The organism is Skermanella rosea (assembly GCF_016806835.2).
Classification (GTDB): Bacteria; Pseudomonadota; Alphaproteobacteria; order Azospirillales; family Azospirillaceae; genus Skermanella; species Skermanella rosea.
In genome coordinates this window covers 637,653-662,536 of record NZ_CP086111.1, presented here as the reverse complement: position 1 = coordinate 662,536, position 24,884 = coordinate 637,653, and the positions used below count along the sequence as shown (strand labels likewise).

Sequence of the window (24,884 nt, the reverse complement as noted above, 5' to 3'; positions counted from 1 at the left end):
TGGCTCCCGTCAGAACCGATTGGTTTCGTAATATTTCTTGACGTGGTCGGTCTCGCGGTAGCGCTGCTTGACGCGCTGCTCCGGCGTTTCCGCGGCTTCGGCCGTCCCGGCGGCGAGGAGCGGAGCGGCGGCGGCACCGGCGGCGCCCACCCCCATCACCCGCAGGAACTCGCGGCGTTCCAGTCCATCCGCCTTGCCCTTGGCGCTCATCCCCATGCTCCTTCGTGTCGAATGTTCAGCGTCATGCTCCAACTGCCTGCCATTTTCTTTTTATTTGGGACTAACTGGCTATATCTGGCCGGTACTCTGACTTGATCGGCCTGGACTTCAAAAAATCAGGTGGACATGGTGAAGGCTTCGGTCTCGATCGCGATGAAGAGCCGGCCGATCTCTCCCACGGGGCGGTACAGCACCGCCGACTGCGCGTTTTCCACGTCCCCGAAGAAGCGCGCGGCCCACGGGGCGAGATGCCGGTCGTAGAAGCGGCGCTGGGTGGCCAGATCGGCCGGCGCGCCGAAGCTGCCCAGGATCAGGCCGGCCATCATCTCGCAGACGGAGGCGATATGGTCCTCCGGCTCCGACACGTCGGCCCGGCGGGCGATGCCGAAGCCCTGCATGTCGGCGCGCAGGCGGGCCAGCGGCTTCTCGTTGAGGAAACCCGTCAGGTAGTAGGAGGCGTAAGGCACCAGCTCACCCCGCGCGACGCCGATGAAGAGCGCGAAATACTCCCGCTCGGCAATGGCCGCATCGCTTTCGGCGGCGGCCGAGGCCAGCCGGGACAGGGCCTTGCCGAAAGCCGTGTCGTCCCCCCGAAGCGCCGCCACGCGCGTCAGGAGGTCCTGCGCCGGAGGCCCGACCAGAAGTTGGGCGAGCAGGCCGTAGCACTGCGCCCGCAACAGGTCACCTTCGTCGATGTCAGCGCTCAAGTCATCACCGGAGTCAGTTACCAATCATATTAAGGAGAAAAGATTAAAAAATCTTTCCGCCCGCTTCCCGAATGAATATACCGCGGCGCAACAAAGCTACGCCGACTCATCCTTTCGAGACTGCGCTAAATGTATAAAAATTGTAAAGGTTCGGCAATAGCGAAGGGAAGGCCGGCCTACGACGGCACGGCGCCGCCATGGCGGCGTCGGCGGGCCGGTGACGGTTCAGGCTCAGGTTCAGGCATGGGCGGCGGCCCGGGCTCGGGCATGGGCGGCGGCCCGGGCTCGGGCATGGGCGGCGGCTCGGGCTCCAGCACGGGCAGCGGCTCGGGCGCGGTCCCGGCGGTCAGGACGGGGGCGGCTTCGGATTCCGGTTCAGGCTCCGGCTCGGGCTGCGGTCCGGGAGCGGGCTTCTTCTCCGGGTCGAGCAGTCCGAACGCCCGCCGCGCCAAGTCGGCGACATCGTCGGTCACCCTCAGCGCGCCGTAGCCCGGCGCGTTGAAGTCCCAGTCGTAGTCGGCCAGCGTCTTGTAGCCGGTGATCGCCGGATCGGTCACCCAGGCGCGCCGGAGCGCCAGGGTCCGCAGCTCGCGCGGGACGCCGGGCTTCAGGAAGGCGGTGTAGTCGCTGGCCGAGTCCAGGGTGTCGAGGGCGGGCAGCGACGCCGGATCGAACGGCTCCTCCGGCGCGGCCGGCCCGGTGTCCTGGGCGGTAGATTGGGCGGCGTTCTCCGCCGGCACGGGATCGGGGGCCGGCTCGGCCTCCGGCACCGCCGACCGCTTCTTCAGCCGCGCCCAGCGGCCGAGAAAGCCTTCCTCGCGATCACTCGTCATCGTCGTCCTCTTCCGAGCTTTCGAACCGCCCCTGCCCCGGCACCCGGATCGCCATGGCCTCGGGATCGACGCGATCGCGCTTGCGCTTCCATTTCGTGCGGGGGACATGGTGGACCGCGACGAAAGCCGCCATCCAGTCGCGGACGATGCCGGGCAGCGGCAGGGCCTCGACCAGATCGTCGCCGGTGTCGGCGTGGGCATGGGCCTCGCCGGGGTCGACGGTGGCGCCGAGCAGCCGGACGCCGCGCTCGTCGTCGCTCTTGCGCAGAACGACGTAGATCGCGGGTTCGGGGCTTTCCAGGTTGTAGACGTAGGTTTCGGTCTCGCCGGGATAAAGGGCGAGCTCGGCCGTGCCGGCCAGGTAGCGGACCCAGCCCTCCCCCTGGCCGAGGACGGTCCAGGCGGGCGCCGCCGGCGCGCCGGGCAGCACGGCGACCGGCTGCCAGCGGTGGGATTGCCAGGGATGGTCGATCCGGCGATGATCCACGACCACGCCGACCGTCATCCGGTCGCTCGGCAGGGGGGTTCCGGACTTCGTTTCGGTGTTCATGCTCCCCGCCCTCCTTCCGCCAAGGGGAGATTGACCAGCAGGTTCTGCGGTTTCAAGCGGAGCTTGCGGTCTCCGGTCATCGCCATCGCCATGTAGACCGGCCGGCCGGCGACGCGGGGGAGCATGGCGGCGGGGTCCTCGAACTCCAGCCGGAACAGGGCCAGCACGCGGGCCATGGTCGCATCGTCCACCTCCTCCCCGTTGTAGAGCGCGTTCATGATCGCGGTCGCCTCGCCGTCCAGGCCGACATGCCAGACCCAGCGCTCGTCCCGGATCTGCTGGACCGGGTGGATGCGGACGCCGACGCCCAGCAGGTGGCGGACCCACTGCTCCAGCACGCGGCACAGCGCGTCCAGGCCGGGCTTCGGGAAGCCTACCTCAAGCACCATGTCGAAGCGGTCGCTGCGCTCCCAGTAGAGGCCGGCGTTGGCCTCGGTCATGACGTCGAGGTCGACTCCGCGCACGGCGGTGCCGTTCTCCGACAGCAGCCGGCCGAGCGAACCGAAGCCGCCGTCGCGGGTGCGCTGGTCCACGGTCTCCTCGTCGGCCACCAGGACCGCGCCGTCCTGGATGTTGACCCGCTGCGGCCGGAACAGCAGCTCGGCCGCCCGCACGCGCATCGGGTCCCCGCAGCCGTCCAGCATCGTGCGCAGGATCAGGTGGACGAGCTGGTCGATGAACAGCGCGGGCACCCGCCCGGTGCCGCCGCGGACCAGCGCCAGATAGCCCTCCTCCAGGGTGGAATGGGCCGCGAGGGTGTCGCGGAAGCCCAGCCAGACCGCGTAGTTCTCGCGCGCATCGGGATCGCCCAGCGAGGCCAGCCGCTCGGGCGGCACTTCCGCCCGGGGGTTGGCGAGCAGGGACCGGTGCAGCGCCAGCTCGGCAGCGCAGGACTCCTCCACCGGGCGGATCTCCGGCCGCGCGAGATAGGCGCGCAGGAAATCGTCGGTGACCTCCAGCCGGCCCTCGGGCGTGCGGTCGAGCAGGTGATGGCCGGAACTCAGCCAGAAATCGGCGGTCAAGTCAGTTTCCCTCTTCCTGATCCGGTATGCCGTCCGGAACGATGGTCCAGATCGGCGCATGGGGTTTCTCCGTCCTGGGCTCGATCACCCGGAAGCTCTCGCGGATGTCGCCGTCGGGCCCGAACTCCCGGCTGACCGCCAGCAGCGTGTTGACCGGATGCCCGCACAGCCCGGCGGCGAACTCCACCTCCTCGCGCGCGGCGGCCAGGGCGGAAGCCCGGTCTGGCGCGCCGAACTCCGCGACGAAGCGGTCGGCCAGCGCCTCGACCACGGCCGCCGCCTCGGCCTCGTCCGCCTCGCCGACCGCCACCAGGGTGGACCAGCCGAAGCTGGATGTTCCCAGAAAGCCGTTGGCGAAGGCCTGCCGGGCCTTGCCCTTCAGCACGGCCGGATCGGCATGGACGAACATGAAGGCGCCGGGCACCGCCCATTCGCCCGGTTCGGCCGCGCGCTCGAAGATCGCCGCATCGGAGGCGTCGAGCCGGATGGTCCGCGGCAACCGGGTCATGACCATGTCGGTTCCCGCAGGACCCGGTCCAGCGCCACGTGGCGGATGCCGTCCTCCTGCCCCAGCAGCAGCCCGCCGGACTCGTCGAGGCCGCTGAAGCCGCCGGACAGGCGGACGCCGTCCACCTCCAGCGAAATCACGTCGTCGAAGCCGGTGGCGCGGCTCAACCAGGCATGCCGCACTTGATCGAACCCATCCTCCTGCCAACTGTTCATCCAGGCAAGGAAGTGCCTGCTGAAGCTCTCCAGCAACGGTAGCGCCTCGACCTCGCCGAATCCCTCCTCGTGGAGGGCGGTGCGGTCCGGGTGCAGGCCGGGGCTGTCGTCGTCGGGAAAACCATGGACCTGGATCGAGATACCCAGTACCAGCCAATCGGGAATGGCTTCCGCGCTCCGGGTCTCCGCCGCGGCCAGGCGGACGCCGCCGACCGTGGCGCCGTTCACCTCGATCCGGTCGGGCCAGCCGAAGGTGACCGGGATGTTGGGCGGCCCCAGGGCGCCCAGCGCGTCGCCCAGGCCGAGCAGCGCCACGTAGGAGACCGGCAGGGAGCGCGCCAGCGGCTCGTTCGGTTCGAGCACGACGGCGGCGTCCAGCCGGTCCTCCCGCCGGGTCCAGACCAGCGTGCCGGCCTCCGCCCCCGCCGCGGCGTCCGCCAGGGCGCGGGCGAAGGCACTGCCCCGTTGTATGGTTACCGAATGATAAATCGGAGGAAGCTCGGGATCCGGCGCGGAGTTTGAGATAATATCGGACGCCAAGGCGGCACTCTCATGAAGATGGCAAGCTATCGCAAATATCGGGGCATTCCCCTAGGATCGCAATGAAACCTCTCTCCTTTGATCGCGTGACCGGCCCGATGGATGTAAACGGCCGCACCGTCCTCGTATGCAATTGCGAGGGCACGATGCCCCTGGACGGCGAGAAACTGGCCAGAGCGTGCGGCGCGTCCCCCGGCGCGGCGCCCCCCGTCGCGACCCAGCTGTGCCGCGCCGAGCTGGACCGCTTCACCACGGCGCTGGGCGAGGCGTCCGGTCCCGTGCTGGTCGCCTGCACCCAGGAGGCGCCGCTGTTCGACGAGCAGCGCGAGGACGCCCGGCCCGACGCGCGGGTCGGGTTCTTCAATATCCGCGAGCGCGCCGGCTGGTCGGACGAGGCGGCCGACGCCCACCCGAAGATCGCGGCGCTGATCGCCGAGGCGGCGCTCGACCTGCCGCCCGCCGGATCGGTCGAGCTGAAGTCGGAAGGCGTCGCCCTGATCTATGGCCGCGACGAGCAGGCGATCGAGGTCGCCCGGCAGCTGTCGGACCGGCTGGACATCACGGTGATGCTGACCCGGCCGGGCGGCGTCATCCCGCCGCGCACCGCGGAGTTCCCGATCCTGAAGGGCACCATCACGCGGGCGACGGGGCATCTCGGCGCGTTCGAGATCGAGGTGGACGACTACGCGGTCCCGCTGCCCTCGTCGCGCCAGGCGTTGGCGTTCGGCCCGGCGCGGCGGGGCGCCAAGTCCACCTGCGACATCATCATCGACCTGACCGGCGGCACGCCGCTTTTCCCGGCCCACGGCAAGCGCGACGGCTACCTGCGGCCCGACCCCGGCAGCCCGGCGGAGGTCCAGAAGGCGGTGTTCAAGGCCGCCGACCTGGTGGGCGAGTTCGACAAGCCGCGCTACGTGGATTACCGGGCGGAGCTGTGCGCCCATTCCCGCTCGCGCAAGACCGGCTGCACCCGCTGCCTGGAGGTCTGCCCGACCGGGGCCATCGCGCCGGCCGGCGAGCACGTGGCGATCGACCCCTATGTCTGCGCCGGCTGCGGCTCCTGCGCGGCGGTCTGCCCGACCGGGGCCGCCACATATGCCCTGCCCGCGCCGGAGCCGCTGCTGGAGCGGCTGCGCACCCTGCTGATGACATACCATCGCGCGGGCGGGCGCGACGCGGTCGTGCTGGTCCATGACGGCGACCACGGCGACCCCCTGATCGACCTGGCGGCCCGCTTCGGCGCCGGCCTGCCGGCGCGGGTTATCCCCTTCGCGGTCAATTCGGTCACCCAGCTCGGCATCGAGGCGCTGGCGGCAAGCTTCGCCTACGGTGCCGCCGAGCTGCGGGTGCTGGTCCCCGCCCGCCCGCGCGAGGACCTGCTGCCGCTCGCCCGCAACATGGGCTTGGCGGAGACGGTGCTGTCCGGCCTGGGCTTCGGCTCCGGCCGGGTCGGGCTGATCGAGGCCGACGACCCCGACCTGCTCACCACCGAGCTGTACGGCATGCCGCGGCGCCCGGGGGCCGAGCCGGAGAACTTCCTGGCGCTGGGCGACAAGAAGGGCCTGTCGCGGCTGGTGCTGCGAAAGCTCCACGGCGTCGCCCCGGAACCGGTGCCGGTCCTGCCGCTGGCGGCGGGGGCGCCGTTCGGCACCCTCGACATCGACGTGGAGGGCTGCACGCTCTGCCTCGCCTGCGTCTCCGCCTGCCCGACCGGCGCCCTGTCGGACAACGCGGACCGGCCGATGCTGAGCTTCACCGAGGATGCCTGCGTCCAGTGCGGGCTGTGCCAGAACACCTGCCCCGAGAAGGTGATCCGGCTGAAACCGCGGCTCGACTTCACCGACGCGGCGCGGTCCCCCGTGATGGTGAAGCAGGAGGAACCCTGCCACTGCATCCGCTGCGGCACCGCGTTCGGCACCAAGGCGTCGATCGACCGGATCGCCGAGAAGCTGGCCGGCAAGCATTGGATGTTCGGCAACAAGGCGCTGATCGACCGCATCTACATGTGCGGCGACTGCCGGGTGATCGCCCAGACGGAAACGGCGCTAGACCCCTATGCGGGCCCGGAGCGTCCGCCGACCATCACGACGGAGGACTACAAGGCGTAAGGGAACGGCCGGCCTTTGCGGAGGGTGCGCGTCCCGCCGCCCAAGGTGCGCGGCACGCGCACCCTCCCGTGGCTCGGCGCTAACCCTGGATGAAGTGCGGGACGAAGCGGCTGGTGTTGCGGGTCACCGGGGAGGTGTCCTCCCGGATGCCCATGCCGGCGGGCTGGCCGGCGACCACCCAGGATCCGACCACGGGATAGTTCCCGTCGAAGCGGGGCAGCGGGGCGTATTGCTGGACCACGTAACCCTCGGCGCCGTAGGGTCCGCCCTCGGCGCCGAGCAGGCCGACGATCTCCACGTTGGCGCCCTCGCGGGACAGCAGCGGCTTGCGGACGTATGGCTGCGTCAGGCCGTGTCCGCTCCCGTCGAAGAAGGAGGGAAGCAGGTTGGGATGGCCGGGGAACATCTCCCACAGCAGCGCCAGCAGGCCCTTGTTGGAGAGGATCATCTTCCAGGCCGGCTCGATGATCCGGGTGGTCCTCCGGAGCAGGCTGGTGCCGTACTGTTCCCGGACCATGAACTCCCAGGGATAGAGCTTGAACAGCGTCGTGATCGGACGGTCCCGCAGGTCGACGAAATCCCCCGTGGCGGTCACCCCGATCTCCGCGACGTCCATCATCTCCGTGGCGAAGCCGGCCTGCTGCGCGCAGTCGGCGAGGTAAGCCACGGTGACCCGGTCCTCCTCGGCGTCCATCACGCCGGCGAGGTGCAGGCGGCTGCCGGCCACGCCCACGCCCCGCCAGGCTTCCACGAGCCGCTCGTGGAGGGAGTTGAACTGGTCCGAGCCCCTGGGCAGGGCGCCGCGGCCGATCATCTGCTCCAGCCACACCCACTGGAAGACGGCGGCCTCGTAGAGCGAGGTCGGCGTGTCGGCATTGTATTCGAGCAGCTTCGGCGGGCTCCCGCCGTCGTAGCTGAAGTCGAACCGGCCGTAGAGGTTGCGCTCCCGGTCGGTCCAGCTCCGCCGGACCAGGTCGTGGAACCCGCGCGGTATGGCAAGGCGGTCCAGGACGGCGGGGTCACCGACGGCGCGGTCGACCACCTGGTAGCACAGGGCCTCCAGCGCTTCGGTGGCTTCCTCGATTTCCTCGACCTGGGCCAGGGTGAAGCGGTAGGCCGCGGTCTCGTCCCAGTAGGGACCGTTCTCGGAGTGGAAGGTGAAGCCCGCCTCGGCGGCCGTGTCCCGCCAGTCGGGCCGGGGCGCGAGGCCGATCCGGTCCACGGGATCAGCCGCCCGTACCCGTGGCGGCACCCCGCGCGCCGAAGCCGCCGCGGCTGATCGCCTGCCCGGCGTTCGCGACGGGAGCATTGACCGCCGACGGCCGGACGCTGGTCCGCCCCACGGAGGACCCGACATCGACGTTGCCCGGCGTCCGGAACGATCCCGGCGTCCCGTTGACCAGCGGGCGGTAGAGGGGCTGGGCCGCCACGCCGGTCCGGCCCAGGGCGTTGCCCAGCATGTAGCCCATCATGACCGGCATGAAGAAGGATCCGCCCTGGCCGGCCTCGGCCTGCTGGCCGGCGGGACCCGCCTCGCACCGGCCGTCGCCGAACTCGGCCTCGCAGTCGGCCCGCGACGTGTAGCGCGGCGCAGTTTCGGCGTGGAGCGCCCTTGCGCTTTCGAAGTCGCGGCGACAGTCGTCCGGATGTTCCTCGACGTTCGCCAGACATTGCTCGACCGTCTCGTATACCTGCGTTTCGATGCGTTCTTCGCAGGCGGTCAGCACGATGGCCGAGGCGCCGAGCATCGTAAGCTTTATTCTTCGCGATCTCTTCATCCCGTCCTCCTCGTGTTCCTGTCTTCACAAGGTGGCCCGATGGAGTCCGATGCCAAGGTGTCCATTGGAGTGCTGACCGGAGGGCGGAACGCGCGGCGGACAGGGAACCCTTTCGCACCGGGGCCATTTGAAACGGCATGGTTCCCGAACGCCGCGAGGACGAAGCGATGACTGCCGCCAAGGAAGCCGCAGACCTGCCGACCGCCGCCCGCTCCGGCCGGCATGAGGACCATCGGGCGGGACGCCCGCACGTGGTCATCATCGGCGCGGGCTTCGCAGGACTGGCCGCCGCCAACGAGCTGGGCGGGAAGGAGGTCGACGTCACCCTGATCGACCGGCGCAATTACCACCTGTTCGTTCCGCTGCTCTACCAGGTCGCCAGCGCCGCCCTGTCCCCGGCGGACATCGCCGAGCCGATCCGCCGGATCGTCAGCCACCATGCCAATATCGAGGTGATGCTGGGCGAGGTCGTCGGGATCGACAAGGAGTCGAAGACGGTGGCCCTGGCCGACGGCTCCGCCGTTCCCTACGACCGGCTGATCGTGGCGACCGGATCGACCCACAGCTACTTCGGCCATGACGAGTGGGAAAAGCACGCCACCGGCCTCAAGACGATCGAGGACGCCCGGCAGATCCGCGGCCGGGTGCTGATGTCGTTCGAGCAGGCGGAGATCTGCCCCGATCCGGCCAGGCAGCAGAGCCTGATGACCACCGTGATCGTCGGCGCCGGCCCGACCGGGGTCGAGATGGCCGGCGCGATCGCCGAGCTGTCGCGCCACACGCTGGCCCGCGACTTCCGCAACATCAACCCCGAGACGGCGCGCGTGATCCTGGTCGAGGCCGGTCCCCGCGTGCTGCCGGCGTTCCCGCCCGAGCTGTCCGAATACGCCCACCGGGCGCTGACGGAACTGGGCGTCACCGTGATGGTGGATACGCCGGTCGAGGACGTGACCGCGGAGGGAGTCACCGTCGGGGGAAGGGTCGTGCCGGCCGGGACCATCGTCTGGGGCGCCGGCGTCAGGGCATCGCCCGCCGGGACGTGGCTGGGGGTCGAGACCGACAAGGCCGGCCGGGTCAAGGTGGGGGACGACCTCGCCGTTCCCGGGCATGCCGACATCTTCGTGCTGGGCGACACCGCCCTGGCGATGCACGACGACGGCCAGCCGCTGCCGGGATTGGCGCAGGTCGCCAAGCAGCAGGGCGAGCATGTCGGCGGGCACCTGTACGCCCATCTGACCCGGGGCGCGCCGATGCCGCCCTTCCGGTTCAAGAACCGGGGCAACCTGGCGACCATCGGCCGCAATTCGGCGGTCGCCGACTTCGGCAAGACGAAGCTGAAGGGCTTCGTCGCCTGGCTGCTGTGGGGGGTCGTCCACGTCTATCTGCTGATCGGCTTCCGCAACCGGCTGCTCGTCACGATGCAGTGGCTGGTCGCCTACGTCACTTATCAGCGGGGCGCCCGGCTGATCACCGGGGAACGCAAGGCCCGGGTACGGGAAAACCGCCGGCAGACGAGCGCGGCGGAGTGACGCCCCCGGCCGTTTCCGCCGGTCAGGTCCTCAGCGAGTCGCGCAGGCGCAGCACCAGCGCGTCCAGGTCGGCCGGCGCGTAGGGTTCGGCGATGCCGCTGCCCCAGACCGGGTTCGGCCAAGCCGGGTCGTCGCGGCGCCGCGCCACCACATGGACATGGAGCTGCGGCACGACGTTGCCGATCGCGGCGACGTTCAGCTTGTCCGGCCGGAACATCCCGTCGAGCAGCGCCGACGCCTGGGCGATCTCCTCCATCAGGACGGCGCGGTCGCCGGCCGGCAGGTGGTGCAGCTCCGTCACGTCGGGTCGCGCCGGCACCAGGATCAGCCAGGGCCAGACCCGGTTGTTCATGCAGAGCAGCTGGCACAGGGTCAGCGGATGCACCAGCACGGTGTCGGCGGCCAGCCTGTCGTGGAGCTTGAACATGATCGGATTCTTCCTTCCCCCTCGTCGTCGAACGGAATAACGGGCGCCGGCCCATGTTTGTCCCATGGCTTCGGCGACGGGGCACGTTTACGGGCTTATGGGGAGCATTGTAGCCTAAGTTAAACATTAAGCAGATAAAATGCCGCATCGCACCCGCGAGACGGGTTGTGGAATCTATCATTTCGCGATGGTTGAGGAATGCCGGGGACGACTCCCGCAGGGAGAGTCCCCGCCGGCAGATGGCATCGGGGTCCCGACCCGGCTCCGGCGCCATGGGCTTCGTGCGTTCTGGTGCAATAGGTCAAAGATCCTGTCCTATGGCGGCGCCGCGCCACGTGTCGGCGAGCAAGAAGAATAACGGAAAGCCGACGATACATGCGCACATCAGCGATTCTCGTACTCATGCTCGTCATGCTGGGCAATCTCGGCGCCTGGGCGCTGGCGAACCGGCCCGAGGACGAGCGGCCCTGGGCCGGCCTGATCAACGGCGTGGCGCTCAGCCCCTATCAGGTAGACCAGAACCCGATCGAGGGCCGCCATCCCGGCCCCGGCGACATCGAGCGCGATATCTCGGCGCTGTCGGGCCACGTCAAGAGCGTGCGTAGCTACAGCTCGCTGAACGGCGCCGACCTGATCCCCCAGGCGGCCCGCCGCCATGGCCTGACCGTCACTCAGGGCGCCTGGATCCAGGGCATACCGGAAGTGGACGAGGCGGAGATCGCCAGCCTCGTGCGCGTGACCCGGCACCATGACAATGTCCGCCGCGTGCTGGTCGGCAACGAGGCGATCCTGCGCACCGACGTGACGGTGCCCCAGCAGATCGCCAACATCGAGCGGGTCAAGCGGCAGGTGGACGTGCCGGTCTCGACCGCCGAGCCGTGGCACGTCTGGCTGGACCATCCGGAACTGGTCGCCGCGGTGGACTACATCACCGTCCATATCCTGCCCTACTGGGAAGGCGTGCCGGCCGAGGGCGCCGTCGAGTACGCCCTGTTCCGCTACGACGAGCTGAAGCGGAAATACCCCGGCAAGCACATCCTGATCGGCGAGATCGGCTGGCCCAGCGACGGCCCGTGGCGGCGCGGCGCCGAGGCCTCGCTGGTCAACCAAGCCAAGTTCCTGCGCACCTTCTTCAATGTCGCCGCGCGCGAGCGGCTGGACTATTACGTGATGGAGGCGTTCGACCAGCCGTGGAAGCGGACGCTGGAGGGCACGGCGGGCGCCAACTGGGGCATGTGGGACGCGATGCGGCAGCCCAAGTTCCCGCTGTCGGGCGGGATCCTGGAGGTGCCGGACTGGCCGGTGCTGTGCGCCGCCGCGATCGCCATGGCATTCCTGCCGACCCTGTGGTTCGTGTTCCGCCGGTCCGACCTGAAGCCGAGCGGCCAGTTCTTCTACGCGGCATTGATCCAGGCCAGCGCCTCGATCCTGGTCTGGACCGGCGCCTCGGCGATGTCGTTCGGCATGGCGGTGACCACCGAGATCGCCTGGGCGGTGCTGCTTGCCTGCCAGGTCGTGCTGCTGGCGGTGATGCTGTTCGACGGGCTGGAGCTGACCGAAGTGGTCTGGACCGAGCGCTGGCGCCGCCGGTTCGAGCCGGCCCGGGGGACGCCCGGTCCCGACGCGCCCAAGGTGTCGATCCACGTGCCGTGCTACAACGAGCCGCCGCACATGGTGATGCAGACGCTGAACGCGCTGGCGAAGCTGGACTACCCGAATTTCGAAGTGCTGATCATCGACAACAATACCCGTGACGAGGCCGTGTGGCGGCCGGTCGAGGCCTTCTGCCACCAGCTGGGCGACCGCTTCCGCTTCTTCCACCTGCCGAAATGGCCGGGCTACAAGGCGGGCGCCCTGAATTTCGGGCTGGACCACACGGCGCCCGACGCCGAGATCGTCGCGGTGATCGACAGCGACTACCAGGTGGCCCCGGACTGGCTGTCGGCGACCGTGCCCTATTTCCAGCGGGCCGAGGTCGGGTTCGTCCAGTCGCCGCAGGACTATCGCGACTGGGGCCACGACACCTTCCAGGCCATGTGCAACTGGGAGTACCAGGGCTTCTTCAAGATCGGCATGATCCAGCGCAACGAGCGCAACGCCATCATCCAGCACGGCACCATGACGCTGATCCGCAAGTCGGCCCTGGTCGAGGTCGGCCGCTGGGGCGAGTGGTGCATCACCGAGGACGCGGAGCTGGGGCTGCGCCTGTTCGAGGCCGGGTACGAGGCGGTCTACATGCCGGACAGCTTCGGCCGGGGGCTCGTGCCGGACAGCTTCGCCGCCTACAAGACCCAGCGCTTCCGGTGGGCCTACGGCGCGGTGCAGATCCTGAAGCGGCACTGGCGGGAGATGATGCCGGGCAGCCGCACGCTGACGACGGCCCAGCGCTACCATTTCCTGACCGGCTGGCTGCCCTGGTTCGCCGACGCGGCGCACATGATGTTCGCGGCGGCGGCGGTGTTCTGGTCGCTGGGGCTGCTGGCCTTCCCGAAATATTTCGAGTTCCCGCCGACCGTCTTCATGGTGCCGACCCTGTCGGTGTTCGGCTTCAAGATCGTGTGCAGCCTGTGGCTCTACGAGGCCCGGGTCCGCTGCACCTGGCCGCAGAAGATCGGCGCCGCGGTGGCGGGCATGGCGCTGACCCACACGGTCGGGCGGGCGATCTGGCAAGGGATGTTCACCTCCGGCCGGCCTTTCGTCCGGACGCCCAAATGCGAGAACCAGCCGGCGATCGTGCAGGGGCTGTTGCACGCGCGGGAGGAGATCGGGCTGATGCTGGGCCTGTGGCTGGCCGCGGCGGCGATCGTGGCGGCGTTCGGTCACGAGAACCGGGACGCCTTCCTGTGGGCCGGCCTGCTGGCCGTGCAGTCGCTGCCCTACCTGGCGGCCCTGGCGACGTCGATGATCAACGTCCTGCCGGCACTGCGCCTGCGCCGCCGCCGCAACGCCCCGCCTCAGGTCGCCGAGGCCGAAGCGGGCGACTGAAGGAGGGTTCTCCCGGAGGGGCGGTGTTTCGCCGCCCAGGACGCGCGAGACGCGCGCCCTCCGGACCCGGTCAGGCCGCCACTTCCATCCGGGCTTCGCACAGGCGGGCGACGCAGGTTTCCAGGCTGGAGCGGAGCGGCGGGCTGGATATGCCGTAGACCGCCGACAGGCGGGAGCAGTCAAGCACCGAGTTGACCGGGCGCACCGCCGGGGTGGGATAGTCCTGCGACGCGATCGGCCGCAGCCCCGGGGTGCCGCGCCCGTGGCGGGCGGCCAGCGAGAAGACCTCGCGGGCGAAGCGGTACCAGCTCATGCGGGCCGCCCCGGCAAAGTGGAAGGTGCCGAACAGCCCCGCCTCCGCGGGGGCCGGCTCGGAGAGGATGCGGGCCGCCATCGCGATCAGGGCGGCGGCGATGTCGGCGGCCGCGGTCGGGCAGCCGACCTGGTCATCCACGATGCCCAACTCCGGCCGCTCGTCGCCCATACGCAGCATGGTCCGGACGAAGTTGTGGCCGTGCGGGCCGTAGACCCAGGACGTCCGGACGATCGCATGGCGGGCGCCGACGGCCCGCACCGCCTGCTCCCCGGCGGCCTTGCTGACGCCGTAGGCGCTGAGCGGGTTGATCGGGTCGGTCTCGCGGTAGGCGTGGCCTGCCGCCTTGCCGTCGAAGACATAATCGGTCGAGAGGTGGATCAGCGGCAGGCCGGCCCGGGCGCAGGCCAGCGCGACATGGGCGGCGCCGTCGCGGTTGACGGCGAAGGCCTGGTCGGGCTCGCTCTCGGCGCGGTCGACGGCGGTATAGGCGGCGGCATTGATCACCAGCGCGGCGCCGCTCTCCCGGACGGCCCGCTCGACGCCCGCGCGGTCGACGATGTCGACGCCGTCGCGGCCGATCGTCCGGATGCTCCAGCCGGCGGGCGGAACCGCTTCGCGAAGCGCCGTCGCGACCTGCCCGTGGTGGCCGAACACCAGCAGCGTCCTGGGGGATGCGGAATTTTCGATGGTCTTCGTCACGAGGCGACAACCTCCAGCGTGCGGGTGGTTTCGAGGGCGCCGAGACCGAGGCGCTGCCCGCCATAGACGGCGGAGCGGAGCGGCTGCCACCAGGACTGGTTGTCCAGGTACCATTCGATGGTCCGGCGCAGGCCGGCCTCGAAGGTCACCGACGGTTCCCATCCCAGTTCGCGGCGGATCTTCGTCGCGTCGATCGCGTAGCGGAGATCATGGCCCGGCCGGTCGGCCACATGGGTGATCAGGTCGCGGCGGGGCCGCTCGCGCGGCAGCATCGCGTCGAGCGTGTCGCAGATGGCGTGCACGACCTCAAGGTTGCTGCGCTCGGCATCGCCGCCGACATTGTATTTCTGCCCCACCCGTCCCGCGGTGAGGATCCGCACCAGCGCCGCCGCGTGGTCCTCGACGTACAGCCAATCGCGGACATTGGCCCCGGCGCCGTAGACCGGCAGCGGCTTGCCCTCCAGCGCGTTGAGGATCATCAGCGGGATCAGCTTCTCGGGAAACTGGTAGGGGCCGTAGTTGTTCGAGCAGTTGCTCATGACGACCGGAAGGCCGTGGGTATGGTGCCAGGCCTGGACGATATGGTCGGCCGAGGCCTTGCTCGCCGAATAGGGCGAGCTGGGCGCGTAGGGCGTCTCCTCGGTGAACTTGCCGGTCGGCCCCAGCGAGCCGTAGACCTCGTCGGTGGAGACATGGTGGAACCGGAAGCTCTCGCGCCGCTCCCCGGTCAGGTCCGACCAGTGGCGGCGCGCCGCCTCGAGCAGCACATAGGTGCCGACCACGTTGGTCTCGATGAAGACGCCGGGGATCTCGATCGACCGGTCGACGTGGCTTTCGGCGGCCAGGTGCATGACCGCGTCGGGCCGGTGTTCCCGGAAGACGCGCTCGACCTCGGCCCGGTCGCAGATGTCCACCGGCTCGAACACCGCGCGCACGCCGTCGATGATCGGCGCCAGGGTATCGGGATGGGCCGCGTAGGTCATCTTGTCCAGGCACACGATCGACGCGTTCGTGTCCCGCAGAAGATGCCGCGCGACGGCCGAACCGATGAAGCCTGCGGCACCGGTGATGATGATCTTCATGGCTCTGTTCCGGATCCTGGTTGGTGAAGCTTCCCCATGATTGTCATGACGGGATTAAGAACCGGTCACGCGGTGCGGCAAAAATACCGGGATCGTCGCTGGCATCGCCCTGTCCCCAACGTTCGGCGGAGGACGCTCCGCCGGAAGGCATAGATTGACTACCACCAAAGTGTGAACCGTTCGTTAACTACGATTTGCCACCCTCACGGGAGCAGGCACATCCAGCGCGGGAACGTCTCCTCATAACGGGGTAATTTCGCCACCCCTGCGGGATGCTGGCCGGCGCCCTGTCCCTGAAGGCTGGAAGATGTCCCAGCAATATGCGGATTTTGGTGTTGTTGTGGTGCCGATTACCCTTTTAGAATAAACCTTTCGTGGTAGCTCTTCCCGCGACCAGCAAAACGGCGGAAGCGAGGCCCCTTCACCGTGACGACCGAAGCTCCCGTCTGCGTAATCGTCGTCAACCACAACGGCGGGGCCCTGCTGAGCCGCTGCATCGACAGCCTCGCGGCCCAGACGGTGCTGCCGCGCGACGTGGTCGTCGTGGACAACCTCTCGACCGACGGCTCCGCCGCCTTCCTGGAGACCCTGTCCGGCCCGCTCGCGGGGCGGGTCCGGCTGATCGCGCCGGGAGCCAATCTCGGCTTCGCGGCGGCCAACAACCTGGCGGCCGGCCTGACGCGGGAGCCCTGGATCGCGCTGCTCAACCCCGACGCCTTCCCCGAACCGGGGTGGCTGGAGGCCCTGGCGGACGCGACCGTCCGCCATCCCGACATCGCGATGTTCGGGTCGACGCAGATCGACGCCGAGTCCCCCGGCCGGCTCGACGGCGCCGGCGATGTCTATCATGCCAGCGGCCTGGTCTGGCGCGGGCACCACGGCGCGCCGGTATCGGAACTGCCCCCGGAAGGCGAAGTCTTCGCGCCGTGCGCCGCGGCGGCCCTGTACCGCCGCGACGCCTTCCTGGCGGCGGGAGGGTTCGACGAGGGTTTCTTCTGCTATTGCGAGGACGTGGACCTGGGATTCCGGCTTCGGCTGGCGGGTGAGCGCTGCGTCCAGGTCACCTCCGCCCGGGTCCTCCATGTCGGCTCGGCGATCACCGGCCAGCGCAGCGGCTTCGCCACGTATCACAGCACCCGCAACCGGGTCTGGATGTTCGTCAAGAACATGCCGGCCCCGCTGCTGATCGGGCTGCTTCCCGTCCATCTCGCCGTGAACGGCCTGCTGCTGGCCAGGGGCGCGGTCCAGGGCCAAGCCGGGCCGATGCTGCGCGGCCTGCGCGACGCGGTCCGCCATATCGGACCGGTGCTGGCCGAGCGGCGCGCGATCCAGGCCCGGCGCCGGCTGTCCGCCGCCGGCGTGGCACGCGCGGTCGACTGGTCCGTCGCGGGGCTCCTGGCCCGGCGCGCCCGCCTCCTGGACAGCCCGCACCGCCGGGCCGCCGGCCCGCTGCCCCGATGAAGTGATTTCCACCGGAATTGCCCGGATCCAAGCACGCTATTGATACATGAAGGTCCATTTGAATGAACAAGATCGTTTATCTCGATTCGAAGCGGCGGCGGCCGGCGGGGCCTGACGACAATTTCGACGCGGCAGGGCCGGAAAAGGACGCTCCGCGCCCGGCGCGGCAGGGACAGCCGAACGTCACGATCGTCATGGTCAGCTATCACACCGGCCCGGTCCTGGACGAGGCGATCGCGGCCGTCCTGTCGCAGGACGTCGGGATCGAGCTGCTCCTGGTGGATAACGGCAATCCCGCCGCCGTGACCGCCGCGCTGGTGGCCCGCGCCGCCCAGGACCTGCGGTTCCGGGTGGTCACCGGCCACGGCAACATCGGCTATGCCGCCGCCTGCAACCTGGGAGCCCGCGGGGCCCGCGGCGAGTACCTGCTGCTGCTGAACCCCGACTGCGTGCTCCAGCCCGGGGCGCTCGCCGAGATGATCCGGCTGACCAGGCCGGCGCCCCGGCCCTGGGTCGCGGGATGCCGGATCGTCAATCCCGACGGAACCGACCAGCGCGGCTCCCGGCGCGAGCTGCCGACGCCCTGGCTGACCCTGGTGGAAGCCTTGCGGCTGGACCGGATGGCTCCCAACCATCCGTATTTCCGGCGGCTGAACCAGCACGACCAACCGCTGCCGGAGACGGTCACCGCGGTTCCCGCGGTCAGTGGCGCCTGCATGCTGATGCCCCTGGAGGACTACCTGACGCTGGGCGGCATGGACGAGCGCTACTTCCTCCACGTGGAGGACCTGGACCTGTGCTTCGCGATGTCCCGCAGGGGAGGCACGGTCCTGTTCGTCCCGCAGGTCAGCCTGATCCATTACAGGAGCACGAGCGACGCATCGGTCGTCCGGATCGAGTGGTGCAAGGCGCGCGGCTTCACCCAGTATTTCCGCAAGAACTTCACCGGGCTGTATCCCGGCTTCTTCCTGGGGTTCGTCAACCTCCTGGTCTGGGGATATTTCCTGCTGCGCCTGTCCAGCCTGGCCCGGAGAGGCGTCGTCCGCGGGATCGCCGGGCTGCTCCGGTTCGGGCGGGCGGCTCAGCGGGCGGCCGAGTCCGGCGGCGAGGCCGAGAAGCGGGGGCGGAAAGGCTGGGCGGCATAGCCCAGCAGCCGCGCCGCGTCGGCGCCGTCGAACGCCAGGTCCTGGTTCATCCGCGCGAACAGCGCCGGGCTGTAGGCTACGCCGGTCACCCGGCGGGCGGCGGAGATGCCCCGGGCGAGCAGGCCGGCGGGCAGCGGCACGATGCGGACCGGCCGGTCGAGCGCCACGAAGATGCGCCGGACCATCTCGCGATAGGTCAGGGTCTCGCCGCCCGGCAGGTCGATCGACCGTCCCGCCACGAGCCCGTTGCCGAGCGCCGCCACGAGGGCGCCGGCGACATCGTCGGCATGGATCGGCTGGCGCAGGCCGCGGGCCGGCATGCCGACGGGAAAGAAGCCGAACCGCAGGACGAATCGCGCGATGGCGGTCACGTTGGCGTCGCGGAGCCCGTCATGGATCAGCGTCGGGCGCAGGATGGTCCAGGGAATGCCGGCCTGGGCGCAGAACGCCGCGATCCCGCTCTCGGCCTCCGCGAGGCGCTGCGCCACCGCGCGCTCCTCCGGGTCGGCGCTGCCGGACTTGGCCAGCACGCTGGTCGAGCCGAGCGCCACGATCTGCGCCGCTGCGGCGAGGCGGGGCAGAAGCGGCGGCAGGAGCCACAACGGCATCAGCGACAGCACGGCGGCGCCCGGCTCCACCGCCCAGCCGGAGGGATCGGCCACGTCCAGCCGGAGCCAGGGAAAGCCCGGGGCCGCCATGGTTCCGCCCGGCGGAGGACGTCTCCCGGCGCATGTGCCGGTGCGCCCGCGGGCGGCCAGCCGGTCGAGCAGGTACGGCCCGACGAGGCTGCTCGCGCCGAGCACCAGCACCGGCGGCGCCGGCGGGGCGGCGGGGGAAAGCTCCGGATCATCCATGGCGGCGTCTCCTCAGCACGGGCGGCAGATGAAGGCGACCTCGTTGTTGACCGACAGGGGCAGGAGCCGGAACGGTATGCCGAAGCGCCGCTCGACCCGGAACCGCCGAGCCAGCTCCGCCTCCACCCGCCGATGGTCGAAGCCGATATGGGAATAGATATAGCGTCCCTCGGGGGTATCGCTGACCAGGCGGGACGGCGGCCGCCCTGCCAGCACGGACCGAACGGTCCCGGGATCGACCCGTTCCGTTCCCGCCATGGCCCGGAAGACGCATTTGACCGCGCCCGCCGGCCCCAGTTCCGACGGGACGGTCACGATGATCCGGGTCGCGGGGCTGGCGAGCGCAGCGATCCGGTCGAGCGCCTCCGCCAGTTCCGGGTCGTCCAGATGCTCCAGCACCTCCATGCAGAAGATGTGGGAAAACCGCTCCCCCGCCAGGCCGCCGAGTCCGGACGGGTGTTCGACCAGCCGGGGACGCCCTCCCACTCCGAACCGGGCCGCCCCGAACTGGGCCGCCCCGAATTGGGCCGCCATGGACGCGAAGGGTTCGTAACCGGTCAGCCGGTCCGGCCCCACCCCCCGCTCCTGGAGCAGGCTGAGGAAGAAGCCGTCGCCGCAGCCGTAATCCAGCACGCGGACATCGGCCCCCGGCGCTACCTGCCCGAGCATCGCATGGTAGCGATGGCCCTGGACGAGGCGCTTCAGCGGGTTGTGCGAACGATAGGTCAGATCGGCATAGGACATGGAGTTCAGTATACTGTCATGGACGGCCGCCCGGAAATCGTCACAAAGATCCTGTTGAGTACCGGGCGATCGGACTTTAAACCATCCGGCATTGCTTTGCGCAGTTACCCCTGTTTTCATGAACGAGGGGTTAATTCATTTCCGGCCCGCCGAATACTCGGATATGTCAACTGAATCTCCCCGGAGACTCCCGGCCGGGCGGTACCTTTATCCCGCCGCCGCGCTGCTCGTCGTCCTCTATGTCAATACCTTCGAAATCTGGGGGATGCTGGTCGGTTCCCTCGGCGGCGAGCGTGCCGGCCTGGTTCCCTTCGCGGCACTTCTGGGCGCCCTGGGCTGCATCCCGTGGCTGGTCCGCGGGCGCGGCCGGATCGGGCTGCGGCCCGGCGCCGTCATGGCCGCCGCAGCCCTGATCGCCCTCGGGCTGCTGATCACCGACCCCGCCTTTCCGGCCAAGCGCATCCATGTGCCGCAATATCTGCTGCTGGCGCTGGTCCTGCGCAGGGCGCTGTCCGACCCAATCGGCGGCGCCGCCCTGACCGGCACCGCCGTGCTGTTCACCCTGCTTTTCGGCATCCATGACGAGATGCTCCAGGGTCTCCACCCGAACCGGACCTATGGGCTGCGCGACATGGCGGTGAACGGCGTGTCGGGAGCGGCCGGAGCCCTGCTGGCCGCCGGCATCGGGCTGTGGACGGGGCCGGCGGTGCCGTTCCGCCCGGACCGCCGGACCGCGGCGGCGGCCGCGGCGCTGGCCGGCGCCGTCCTGTTCCTGGTGCTGCAACTGGTCGATCATCGCGGGACTCCGCCGCCGGTCTGGCTCGGGCTGCCCGTCGTGGCAACCGGCCTGGCCCTGCTGGCGGCGGGCCGCGCGACGGCGGCCGGCCCGGCGGTCCGGCACGCCGCCACGGCGCTCGCCTGGATCACCCTTCCCCTGGCCCTTTACCCGGTGATGCCCCATGTCGCGCCGCTCGTTTTCAACTAGCCTCGCCGTCGCCGTCCTCGCCCTGGCGCTGGGAGCGGCCGGCTATGCCGCGTGGCTTCGCACCGGACAGCCGAAGCGGCTGAACGTCGTGATCCTGACCGTGGAGAGCTTCCGCGCCGACTTCGTCCGGCCGGACGTCACGCCGAACCTGCTCGCCGCCGCCGAGTCGGGCATCCGTTTCACCGGCCACCGGACCATCTCGGCCTGGACGGCACCCAACGTGATCTCGGTGCTGACCGGGACCGACCCGTTCGCGCAGGGAGTGCACGCTCAGCGCCAAGCCGTGCCGCCGGAGTGGAAAGTGCCGCTGGAGACGCTGTCGGACTTGGGATGGCGGGTGACCGGGCTGCAGAGCTTCATGCAGATCGACACCTTCCGCGGCCTGGGGCTGGCGATCGAGCCGGGCGAGGAACCGGTGCCCTGGCTGGAACGCCAGGCCGGCGCCGCGACGCCGTTCGTCCTGTGGCACCACTACCTGCCGACCCACCTGCCGTACCGACCGTCCGCCGCCTTCATGCCGGACCTGGGGGCTCTGCTGCCCGCCGGCGACCAGACCGCCCGGGAACGCATGGAGGCCGTGATGACGCGGCCGACCATCCGGACCGGCACGGTCGCCTTCGAGCCGGCCGACCGCCCCGCGATCGCCGCCCTGCATGCGGGGACCTACCGGGAGTTCGACGCCTGGTTCGGCCGGTTCTGGAGCTTTTTCAAGGCAAGCGGCCTCGACCGCGACACCATCCTGGTGGTGACCGCCGACCATGGCGACGAACACCTGGAGCGCGGCCATGTCGGCCATGCCTCGACCACCCATGACGGCCACCTCCATGAGGAGGTGACCCGGATCCCCCTGTTCCTCTGGGTGCCCGGGGGTGGCGGGCGCGTCGTCGAGGCGGCGACCGACCATCTCGACATCATGCCGACGGTGATGCGGCGGCTGGGAGTCGCGGCGGAACTGCCGCTGGCGGGGCGCGACCTCCTGGCCGGCCCGATCGCCCCCGACCGGCCCTGGATGGCGCTGACCAGCAGGGCCGGCTTCCAGGAGCCCGACCCGGACACGGTCCGCGACTATCGCACCGCCATCGCCGAGGGCGGATGGAAGCTGCACCTGGACCATCGGGACGGCGCGGTGGTTTCCCGCCGGCTCTACGATCTCCGCTCGGACCCCGGAGAACTGGACGACTTGGCCGCCCTTCACCCCGATACCGTGGAGCGGCTGTCGGCGCCGCTCGAATCGGCCTTCGCGGCGCGCCGGATCGTCAGGCCGTCGGCGGCCAGCCCCGCCGGCGACGGCGCGGCGCCGGTCTGGCGGGTGCCGGCAGCCAGCGGGACCGTGGCCCACCAGCAGGTGTCCGGGGGCTTCCGCATGGAATGGACCGGCGAGCCGGCGTCCGACTATGTCATCCAGTACGAGGCCGGCGAGGGCCTGCTCAGCCTGAAGGGGGAACTGGAGGTCAAGGGTGTCCTGCGGGAGTTCGGGCCGGTCGACGCCGCCTACTGGAAGACCTTCATCCTGCCCTATGGCAAGGTCCGGATGCGCGTCGGCCTGGCGGGCCGCGGCGACCGGTGGAGCGACTGGCTGGTCATGACCCCCGTTCCATAGGCGCCCCCCTCAGGGCGGCGGCCGGAGGAAGGCGCGGATCGCGGGGTCGGCCAGGAAGGGCGGCAGGACCGCGGCCAGATCCGCGGCCCGTTCCTTGATGGCGGGATCGCCGACCCGGTCGGCGAGGCGCAGGATCGCGGCGGCGAGGCGCAGGCAACGGGCTGCGGCGGGACGCTCCCGAAGGTCGCGGAGCATGGCGGAAAGCAGGTCCGCCAGCCACGCCGGCGGCGGCGCCTCCGCCGCGACGGCGCCGCCTGCCAGCTCCACGGCGCCGACCCGAGCCGAGCAGGCGGGATGCGCCGCCAGCCGTTCGGCGCCGGCCCGGACCGACTCGCCGTCCATCGGTCTCGCAAGACCGGCGAGACGGGCGTGAAGCCAGGGCTGGCTGACGGGGCGGCGGGCATCCAGATCCTCCAGCACCCCGAACCATGCCGCCGCCCGGTACTCCGGGCCGGCGGCCAGCAGGTGGCAGCGGACCGCCTGCAGCAGGGCGAAGCCGGTCGCGAAGTCGCGGTCGGGCGCAGCCCGGAGCAGGGCCGGCATTCCGCCGGGAAGCAGTCCGCCCAGGGCGGCCCACGCCGCCAGCGCCTCATCCCCGTCGCCCTGCATCGGGGCGCTGCGCCGGATCAGCGCCGTCAGGTCCTCCCCCTCGCCGGGGGCCGGGGCGGGCGGCGCGGTCGCGGGACACGCATAGTCGCCGGGAGGGTCGAACCGGTAGGGCGGACCGCCGGCCGGTCCGTCGGCACGGCCGAGGTCGGCCGCCACGGCCTCGCCGTTCCGCAGGAAGCGGTCCTCCGGGCCGGCACCGACCAGGAAAGAGAGCCCCGGAAGACCGCGTGCGGCATGGTCGCGCCCCCAGCCTTCGGCGGCGAGGGAGAAGCGGTCGTCGCCCCCGCCGTCCAGCAGGACCCCGGTGCCGTTCGCCGTTCCAGCCCCCTGGGCCAGGCTGCCGGCCTCGTAGGCGTCGTCGCCGCCATCGTCCTGGAGGGCGCCCAGCGCCATGTCCAGGCCCATGCCCTGCCCGACGCCGTGGCGGGCGGCATAGGCGTCGTTTCCGCTCCGCTCCGCCAGCAGTCCGATCCCGCCATGGACCCCGGCACCCTGGACGTAGCGGACCCCTTCGTAGCGGTCGTTCCCCGCCCCGTCCGCCAGCACGCCGATGCCGGTGAAGTAGCCGGCGCCCTGCCCGAACATCTCCAGCACGTAGGCGTCGTCCCCCGAGTCGTCCCGCAGGACGCCGATGCCGCCCCCGTGGCTGGCCCTGATCCCGGTCCCCATGCCCTGGGCCTGGCTGAGCCGCGCGTCGCGGCCGACGGTATCGTTCGGCCCGGCCGCGCGGTTGAGATCATTGCCGCCGAGATCCCACAGGAGCGCCGTTCCCCCGACCTGCCCGAATCCCTGCCCGCGGTCGCCGATCCCGCGCGAGTCGTCCCCCGCCCCGTCGATCAGCACGGCTGCTCCCAAGGCCGCGGCGGCCTGCCCGAAGCTTTCCGCTTCGTAGCGGTCGTTTCCGGCGCGGTCGATCAGGAGGGCGACACCCCCGAGGGCGGCGGCCTGGGTCCCGATGCCGCCCTCGTGGATGTCGTCGCCGTCGAGGTCCGCGAGGGCGACGAACGACCGGATCGCCAGGGGATCGCCGACATAGCGGTCGTCGCCCTTGAGGTCGACGACCGTCAACTGGCCGCCCGTGAACCGATCACCCGTCACCGGGCCGGCGAATTCGTAGCTGTCGTTGCCGCCGGGATCGACGACCAGGATCGTGCCGGGCTCGATCCGGTGGCGGTCGTCGCCGGTTCGGCCGACCAGAATGCGCCCTTCGGCGCCGTCCAGGACGAAGCCGCCGCCGGCCGCTTCGGCTGGCAGCCCGGCCACGTCGCCGACCAGCGTCGCCAGGGCGGCGGCGAGTCGCGGGGCCAGTCGCCGGGCGGCCTCGCCGGTCGCGGGGCCTCCCACGGCCGCCAGGGCGGCGGCCCCCGGTCCGCCGGCGTGGAGATCGGCGAGGATGGCAGGGACGTCGCAGCAGGCCGGCGCTTCGGGAAGCTCCGCCAGCAGGTCCGCCACGGTCCGCCCATAGTCCGCGAGTCGCTCCCGGAGTCCGGATCGCCCGGGTTCGGCGGCGTCGCGACGGCCCCAAGACCCCAGCAGGTCCGCCGCGTTCTCCAGGCCCAGCCGCCGGATGACCCGGTCGGCGAGATCTGCGCCGCCGGTCGCGGTCTCGATCGGCCTTCGAAGCAGGTCCGCCAGCAGGGGCTGGACACTGTCCGGAACGTCGAACGCTTCGGTTTCAAGAAGGTTGGCCGGGACAAGGAGCGCGTCGATGCCTGCGGCTTTCGCGAGCACGGCCCGTTCCAGGCGCTCCCGCGAGGCAGTCTCGTCCCGGGGTTGCGCGAGGGCCGGGAGGGACAGCAGGACAGCGGCGGCCAGCGCTCCGAGCCGCATCGCGCCGGAGAGCAGGACGAGCGCTCCGGTCCCGTCGGACCTGATGCCGGTCATGGGCACATCACCTCGATGCTGGGCGCAAAAACAACAGGGGCCCCATCCCGGAGGATGGAGCCCCTGCCGCTGCTCAGATAAGCG

At 70.5% G+C, this 24,884-nt stretch carries 22 protein-coding genes; 7 read left to right on the top strand and 15 right to left on the bottom strand.

Features of this window, described 5'->3' with window-relative positions; genetic code table 11:
* Nucleotides 1-9: 9 nt before the first annotated feature.
* The 7 genes from JL101_RS03085 to JL101_RS03055 form a co-directional block, all read right to left on the bottom strand.
* Nucleotides 10-210, bottom strand: a complete 201-nt coding sequence (locus tag JL101_RS03085) for a hypothetical protein (protein WP_201077271.1) — start codon at nucleotides 208-210, stop codon at nucleotides 10-12.
* 125 nt (nucleotides 211-335) lie between these two features.
* Nucleotides 336-926 (bottom strand): TorD/DmsD family molecular chaperone, encoded by a 591-nt coding sequence (locus tag JL101_RS03080; protein ID WP_228435262.1) that lies wholly within the window; start codon nucleotides 924-926, stop codon nucleotides 336-338.
* 176 nt (nucleotides 927-1,102) lie between these two features.
* On the bottom strand, nucleotides 1,103-1,759 hold the full coding sequence (locus tag JL101_RS03075) for a DUF3306 domain-containing protein (protein WP_203100215.1): 657 nt from the start codon (nucleotides 1,757-1,759) through the stop codon (nucleotides 1,103-1,105).
* On the bottom strand, nucleotides 1,749-2,309 hold the full coding sequence (locus JL101_RS03070) for a DUF3305 domain-containing protein (RefSeq protein ID WP_203100217.1): 561 nt from the start codon (nucleotides 2,307-2,309) through the stop codon (nucleotides 1,749-1,751). Before JL101_RS03070 ends, JL101_RS03075 begins: the two co-directional genes overlap by 11 nt.
* Complete coding sequence (locus tag JL101_RS03065) at nucleotides 2,306-3,331, bottom strand: DUF6352 family protein (protein ID WP_203100219.1); 1,026 nt, start codon at nucleotides 3,329-3,331, stop codon at nucleotides 2,306-2,308. The genes JL101_RS03070 and JL101_RS03065 overlap by 4 nt, the downstream gene beginning before the upstream one ends.
* A gap of 1 nt (nucleotide 3,332) precedes the next feature.
* Nucleotides 3,333-3,839: a DUF6505 family protein gene (locus JL101_RS03060; RefSeq protein ID WP_203100221.1), complete on the bottom strand. Its 507-nt coding sequence runs from the start codon at nucleotides 3,837-3,839 to the stop codon at nucleotides 3,333-3,335.
* Entirely contained in the window at nucleotides 3,836-4,594 is a 759-nt protein-coding gene (locus tag JL101_RS03055) for a biotin/lipoate--protein ligase family protein (RefSeq protein ID WP_203100223.1), read from the bottom strand. The genes JL101_RS03060 and JL101_RS03055 overlap by 4 nt, the downstream gene beginning before the upstream one ends.
* A gap of 146 nt (nucleotides 4,595-4,740) precedes the next feature.
* On the opposite strand from JL101_RS03055, the gene JL101_RS03050 reads away from it, so the two are divergent.
* Nucleotides 4,741-6,702: a 4Fe-4S binding protein gene (locus JL101_RS03050; RefSeq protein ID WP_228435261.1), complete on the top strand. Its 1,962-nt coding sequence runs from the start codon at nucleotides 4,741-4,743 to the stop codon at nucleotides 6,700-6,702.
* Nucleotides 6,703-6,781: 79 nt separating this feature from the next.
* Here the strand turns inward: JL101_RS03050 and JL101_RS03045 are convergent, their stop codons facing one another.
* The gene (locus JL101_RS03045; protein ID WP_203100227.1) at nucleotides 6,782-7,924 is read right to left on the bottom strand and encodes a glutathionylspermidine synthase family protein; all 1,143 of its coding nucleotides are present in this window, start codon (nucleotides 7,922-7,924) and stop codon (nucleotides 6,782-6,784) included.
* Nucleotides 7,925-7,928: 4 nt separating this feature from the next.
* Nucleotides 7,929-8,480 (bottom strand): DUF1190 domain-containing protein, encoded by a 552-nt coding sequence (locus JL101_RS03040; RefSeq protein WP_203100229.1) that lies wholly within the window; start codon nucleotides 8,478-8,480, stop codon nucleotides 7,929-7,931.
* Between the two features lie 167 nt (nucleotides 8,481-8,647).
* Between JL101_RS03040 and JL101_RS03035 the strand changes: the two genes are divergently transcribed.
* Nucleotides 8,648-10,009 carry an NAD(P)/FAD-dependent oxidoreductase gene (locus JL101_RS03035; RefSeq protein WP_203100231.1) on the top strand — a complete coding sequence of 454 codons (1,362 nt, stop codon included), beginning with the start codon at nucleotides 8,648-8,650 and terminating at the stop codon, nucleotides 10,007-10,009.
* A gap of 22 nt (nucleotides 10,010-10,031) precedes the next feature.
* Here the strand turns inward: JL101_RS03035 and JL101_RS03030 are convergent, their stop codons facing one another.
* Nucleotides 10,032-10,436 (bottom strand): HIT domain-containing protein, encoded by a 405-nt coding sequence (locus JL101_RS03030; RefSeq protein ID WP_203100233.1) that lies wholly within the window; start codon nucleotides 10,434-10,436, stop codon nucleotides 10,032-10,034.
* Nucleotides 10,437-10,811: 375 nt separating this feature from the next.
* Between JL101_RS03030 and JL101_RS03025 the strand changes: the two genes are divergently transcribed.
* Nucleotides 10,812-13,421, top strand: a complete 2,610-nt coding sequence (locus JL101_RS03025) for a glycosyltransferase (protein ID WP_203100234.1) — start codon at nucleotides 10,812-10,814, stop codon at nucleotides 13,419-13,421.
* Between the two features lie 70 nt (nucleotides 13,422-13,491).
* Here the strand turns inward: JL101_RS03025 and rfbD are convergent, their stop codons facing one another.
* Both rfbD and rfbB read right to left on the bottom strand, forming a co-directional pair.
* The gene (gene rfbD / locus JL101_RS03020; RefSeq protein ID WP_267133547.1) at nucleotides 13,492-14,436 is read right to left on the bottom strand and encodes a dTDP-4-dehydrorhamnose reductase; all 945 of its coding nucleotides are present in this window, start codon (nucleotides 14,434-14,436) and stop codon (nucleotides 13,492-13,494) included.
* Complete coding sequence (gene rfbB / locus JL101_RS03015; protein WP_203100239.1) at nucleotides 14,433-15,518, bottom strand: dTDP-glucose 4,6-dehydratase; 1,086 nt, start codon at nucleotides 15,516-15,518, stop codon at nucleotides 14,433-14,435. Before rfbB ends, rfbD begins: the two co-directional genes overlap by 4 nt.
* Before the next feature lie 426 nt (nucleotides 15,519-15,944).
* Between rfbB and JL101_RS03010 the strand changes: the two genes are divergently transcribed.
* On the top strand, nucleotides 15,945-16,979 hold the full coding sequence (locus JL101_RS03010) for a glycosyltransferase family 2 protein (protein ID WP_203100241.1): 1,035 nt from the start codon (nucleotides 15,945-15,947) through the stop codon (nucleotides 16,977-16,979).
* Nucleotides 16,980-17,041: 62 nt separating this feature from the next.
* The gene (locus tag JL101_RS03005) at nucleotides 17,042-18,124 is read left to right on the top strand and encodes a glycosyltransferase family 2 protein (protein ID WP_203100242.1); all 1,083 of its coding nucleotides are present in this window, start codon (nucleotides 17,042-17,044) and stop codon (nucleotides 18,122-18,124) included.
* Here the strand turns inward: JL101_RS03005 and JL101_RS03000 are convergent.
* Together JL101_RS03000 and JL101_RS02995 are read right to left on the bottom strand one after the other, a co-directional pair.
* Nucleotides 18,061-18,978: an NAD-dependent epimerase/dehydratase family protein gene (locus tag JL101_RS03000; protein ID WP_203100243.1), complete on the bottom strand. Its 918-nt coding sequence runs from the start codon at nucleotides 18,976-18,978 to the stop codon at nucleotides 18,061-18,063. The genes JL101_RS03005 and JL101_RS03000 overlap by 64 nt on opposite strands.
* Nucleotides 18,979-18,990: 12 nt before the next feature.
* A complete protein-coding gene (locus tag JL101_RS02995) occupies nucleotides 18,991-19,722 on the bottom strand; it encodes a class I SAM-dependent methyltransferase (protein ID WP_203100244.1) in 732 nt (243 codons plus the stop codon).
* 163 nt (nucleotides 19,723-19,885) lie between these two features.
* Between JL101_RS02995 and JL101_RS02990 the strand changes: the two genes are divergently transcribed.
* Together JL101_RS02990 and JL101_RS02985 are read left to right on the top strand one after the other, a co-directional pair.
* The gene (locus JL101_RS02990) at nucleotides 19,886-20,707 is read left to right on the top strand and encodes a VanZ family protein (RefSeq protein WP_203100245.1); all 822 of its coding nucleotides are present in this window, start codon (nucleotides 19,886-19,888) and stop codon (nucleotides 20,705-20,707) included.
* Nucleotides 20,682-22,307 (top strand): sulfatase-like hydrolase/transferase, encoded by a 1,626-nt coding sequence (locus JL101_RS02985; RefSeq protein ID WP_203100246.1) that lies wholly within the window; start codon nucleotides 20,682-20,684, stop codon nucleotides 22,305-22,307. Before JL101_RS02990 ends, JL101_RS02985 begins: the two co-directional genes overlap by 26 nt.
* 9 nt (nucleotides 22,308-22,316) lie before the next feature.
* On the opposite strand, the gene JL101_RS02980 is transcribed toward JL101_RS02985, so the two are convergent.
* On the bottom strand, nucleotides 22,317-24,800 hold the full coding sequence (locus tag JL101_RS02980) for a hypothetical protein (protein ID WP_203100247.1): 2,484 nt from the start codon (nucleotides 24,798-24,800) through the stop codon (nucleotides 22,317-22,319).
* Nucleotides 24,801-24,884 lie beyond the last annotated feature (84 nt).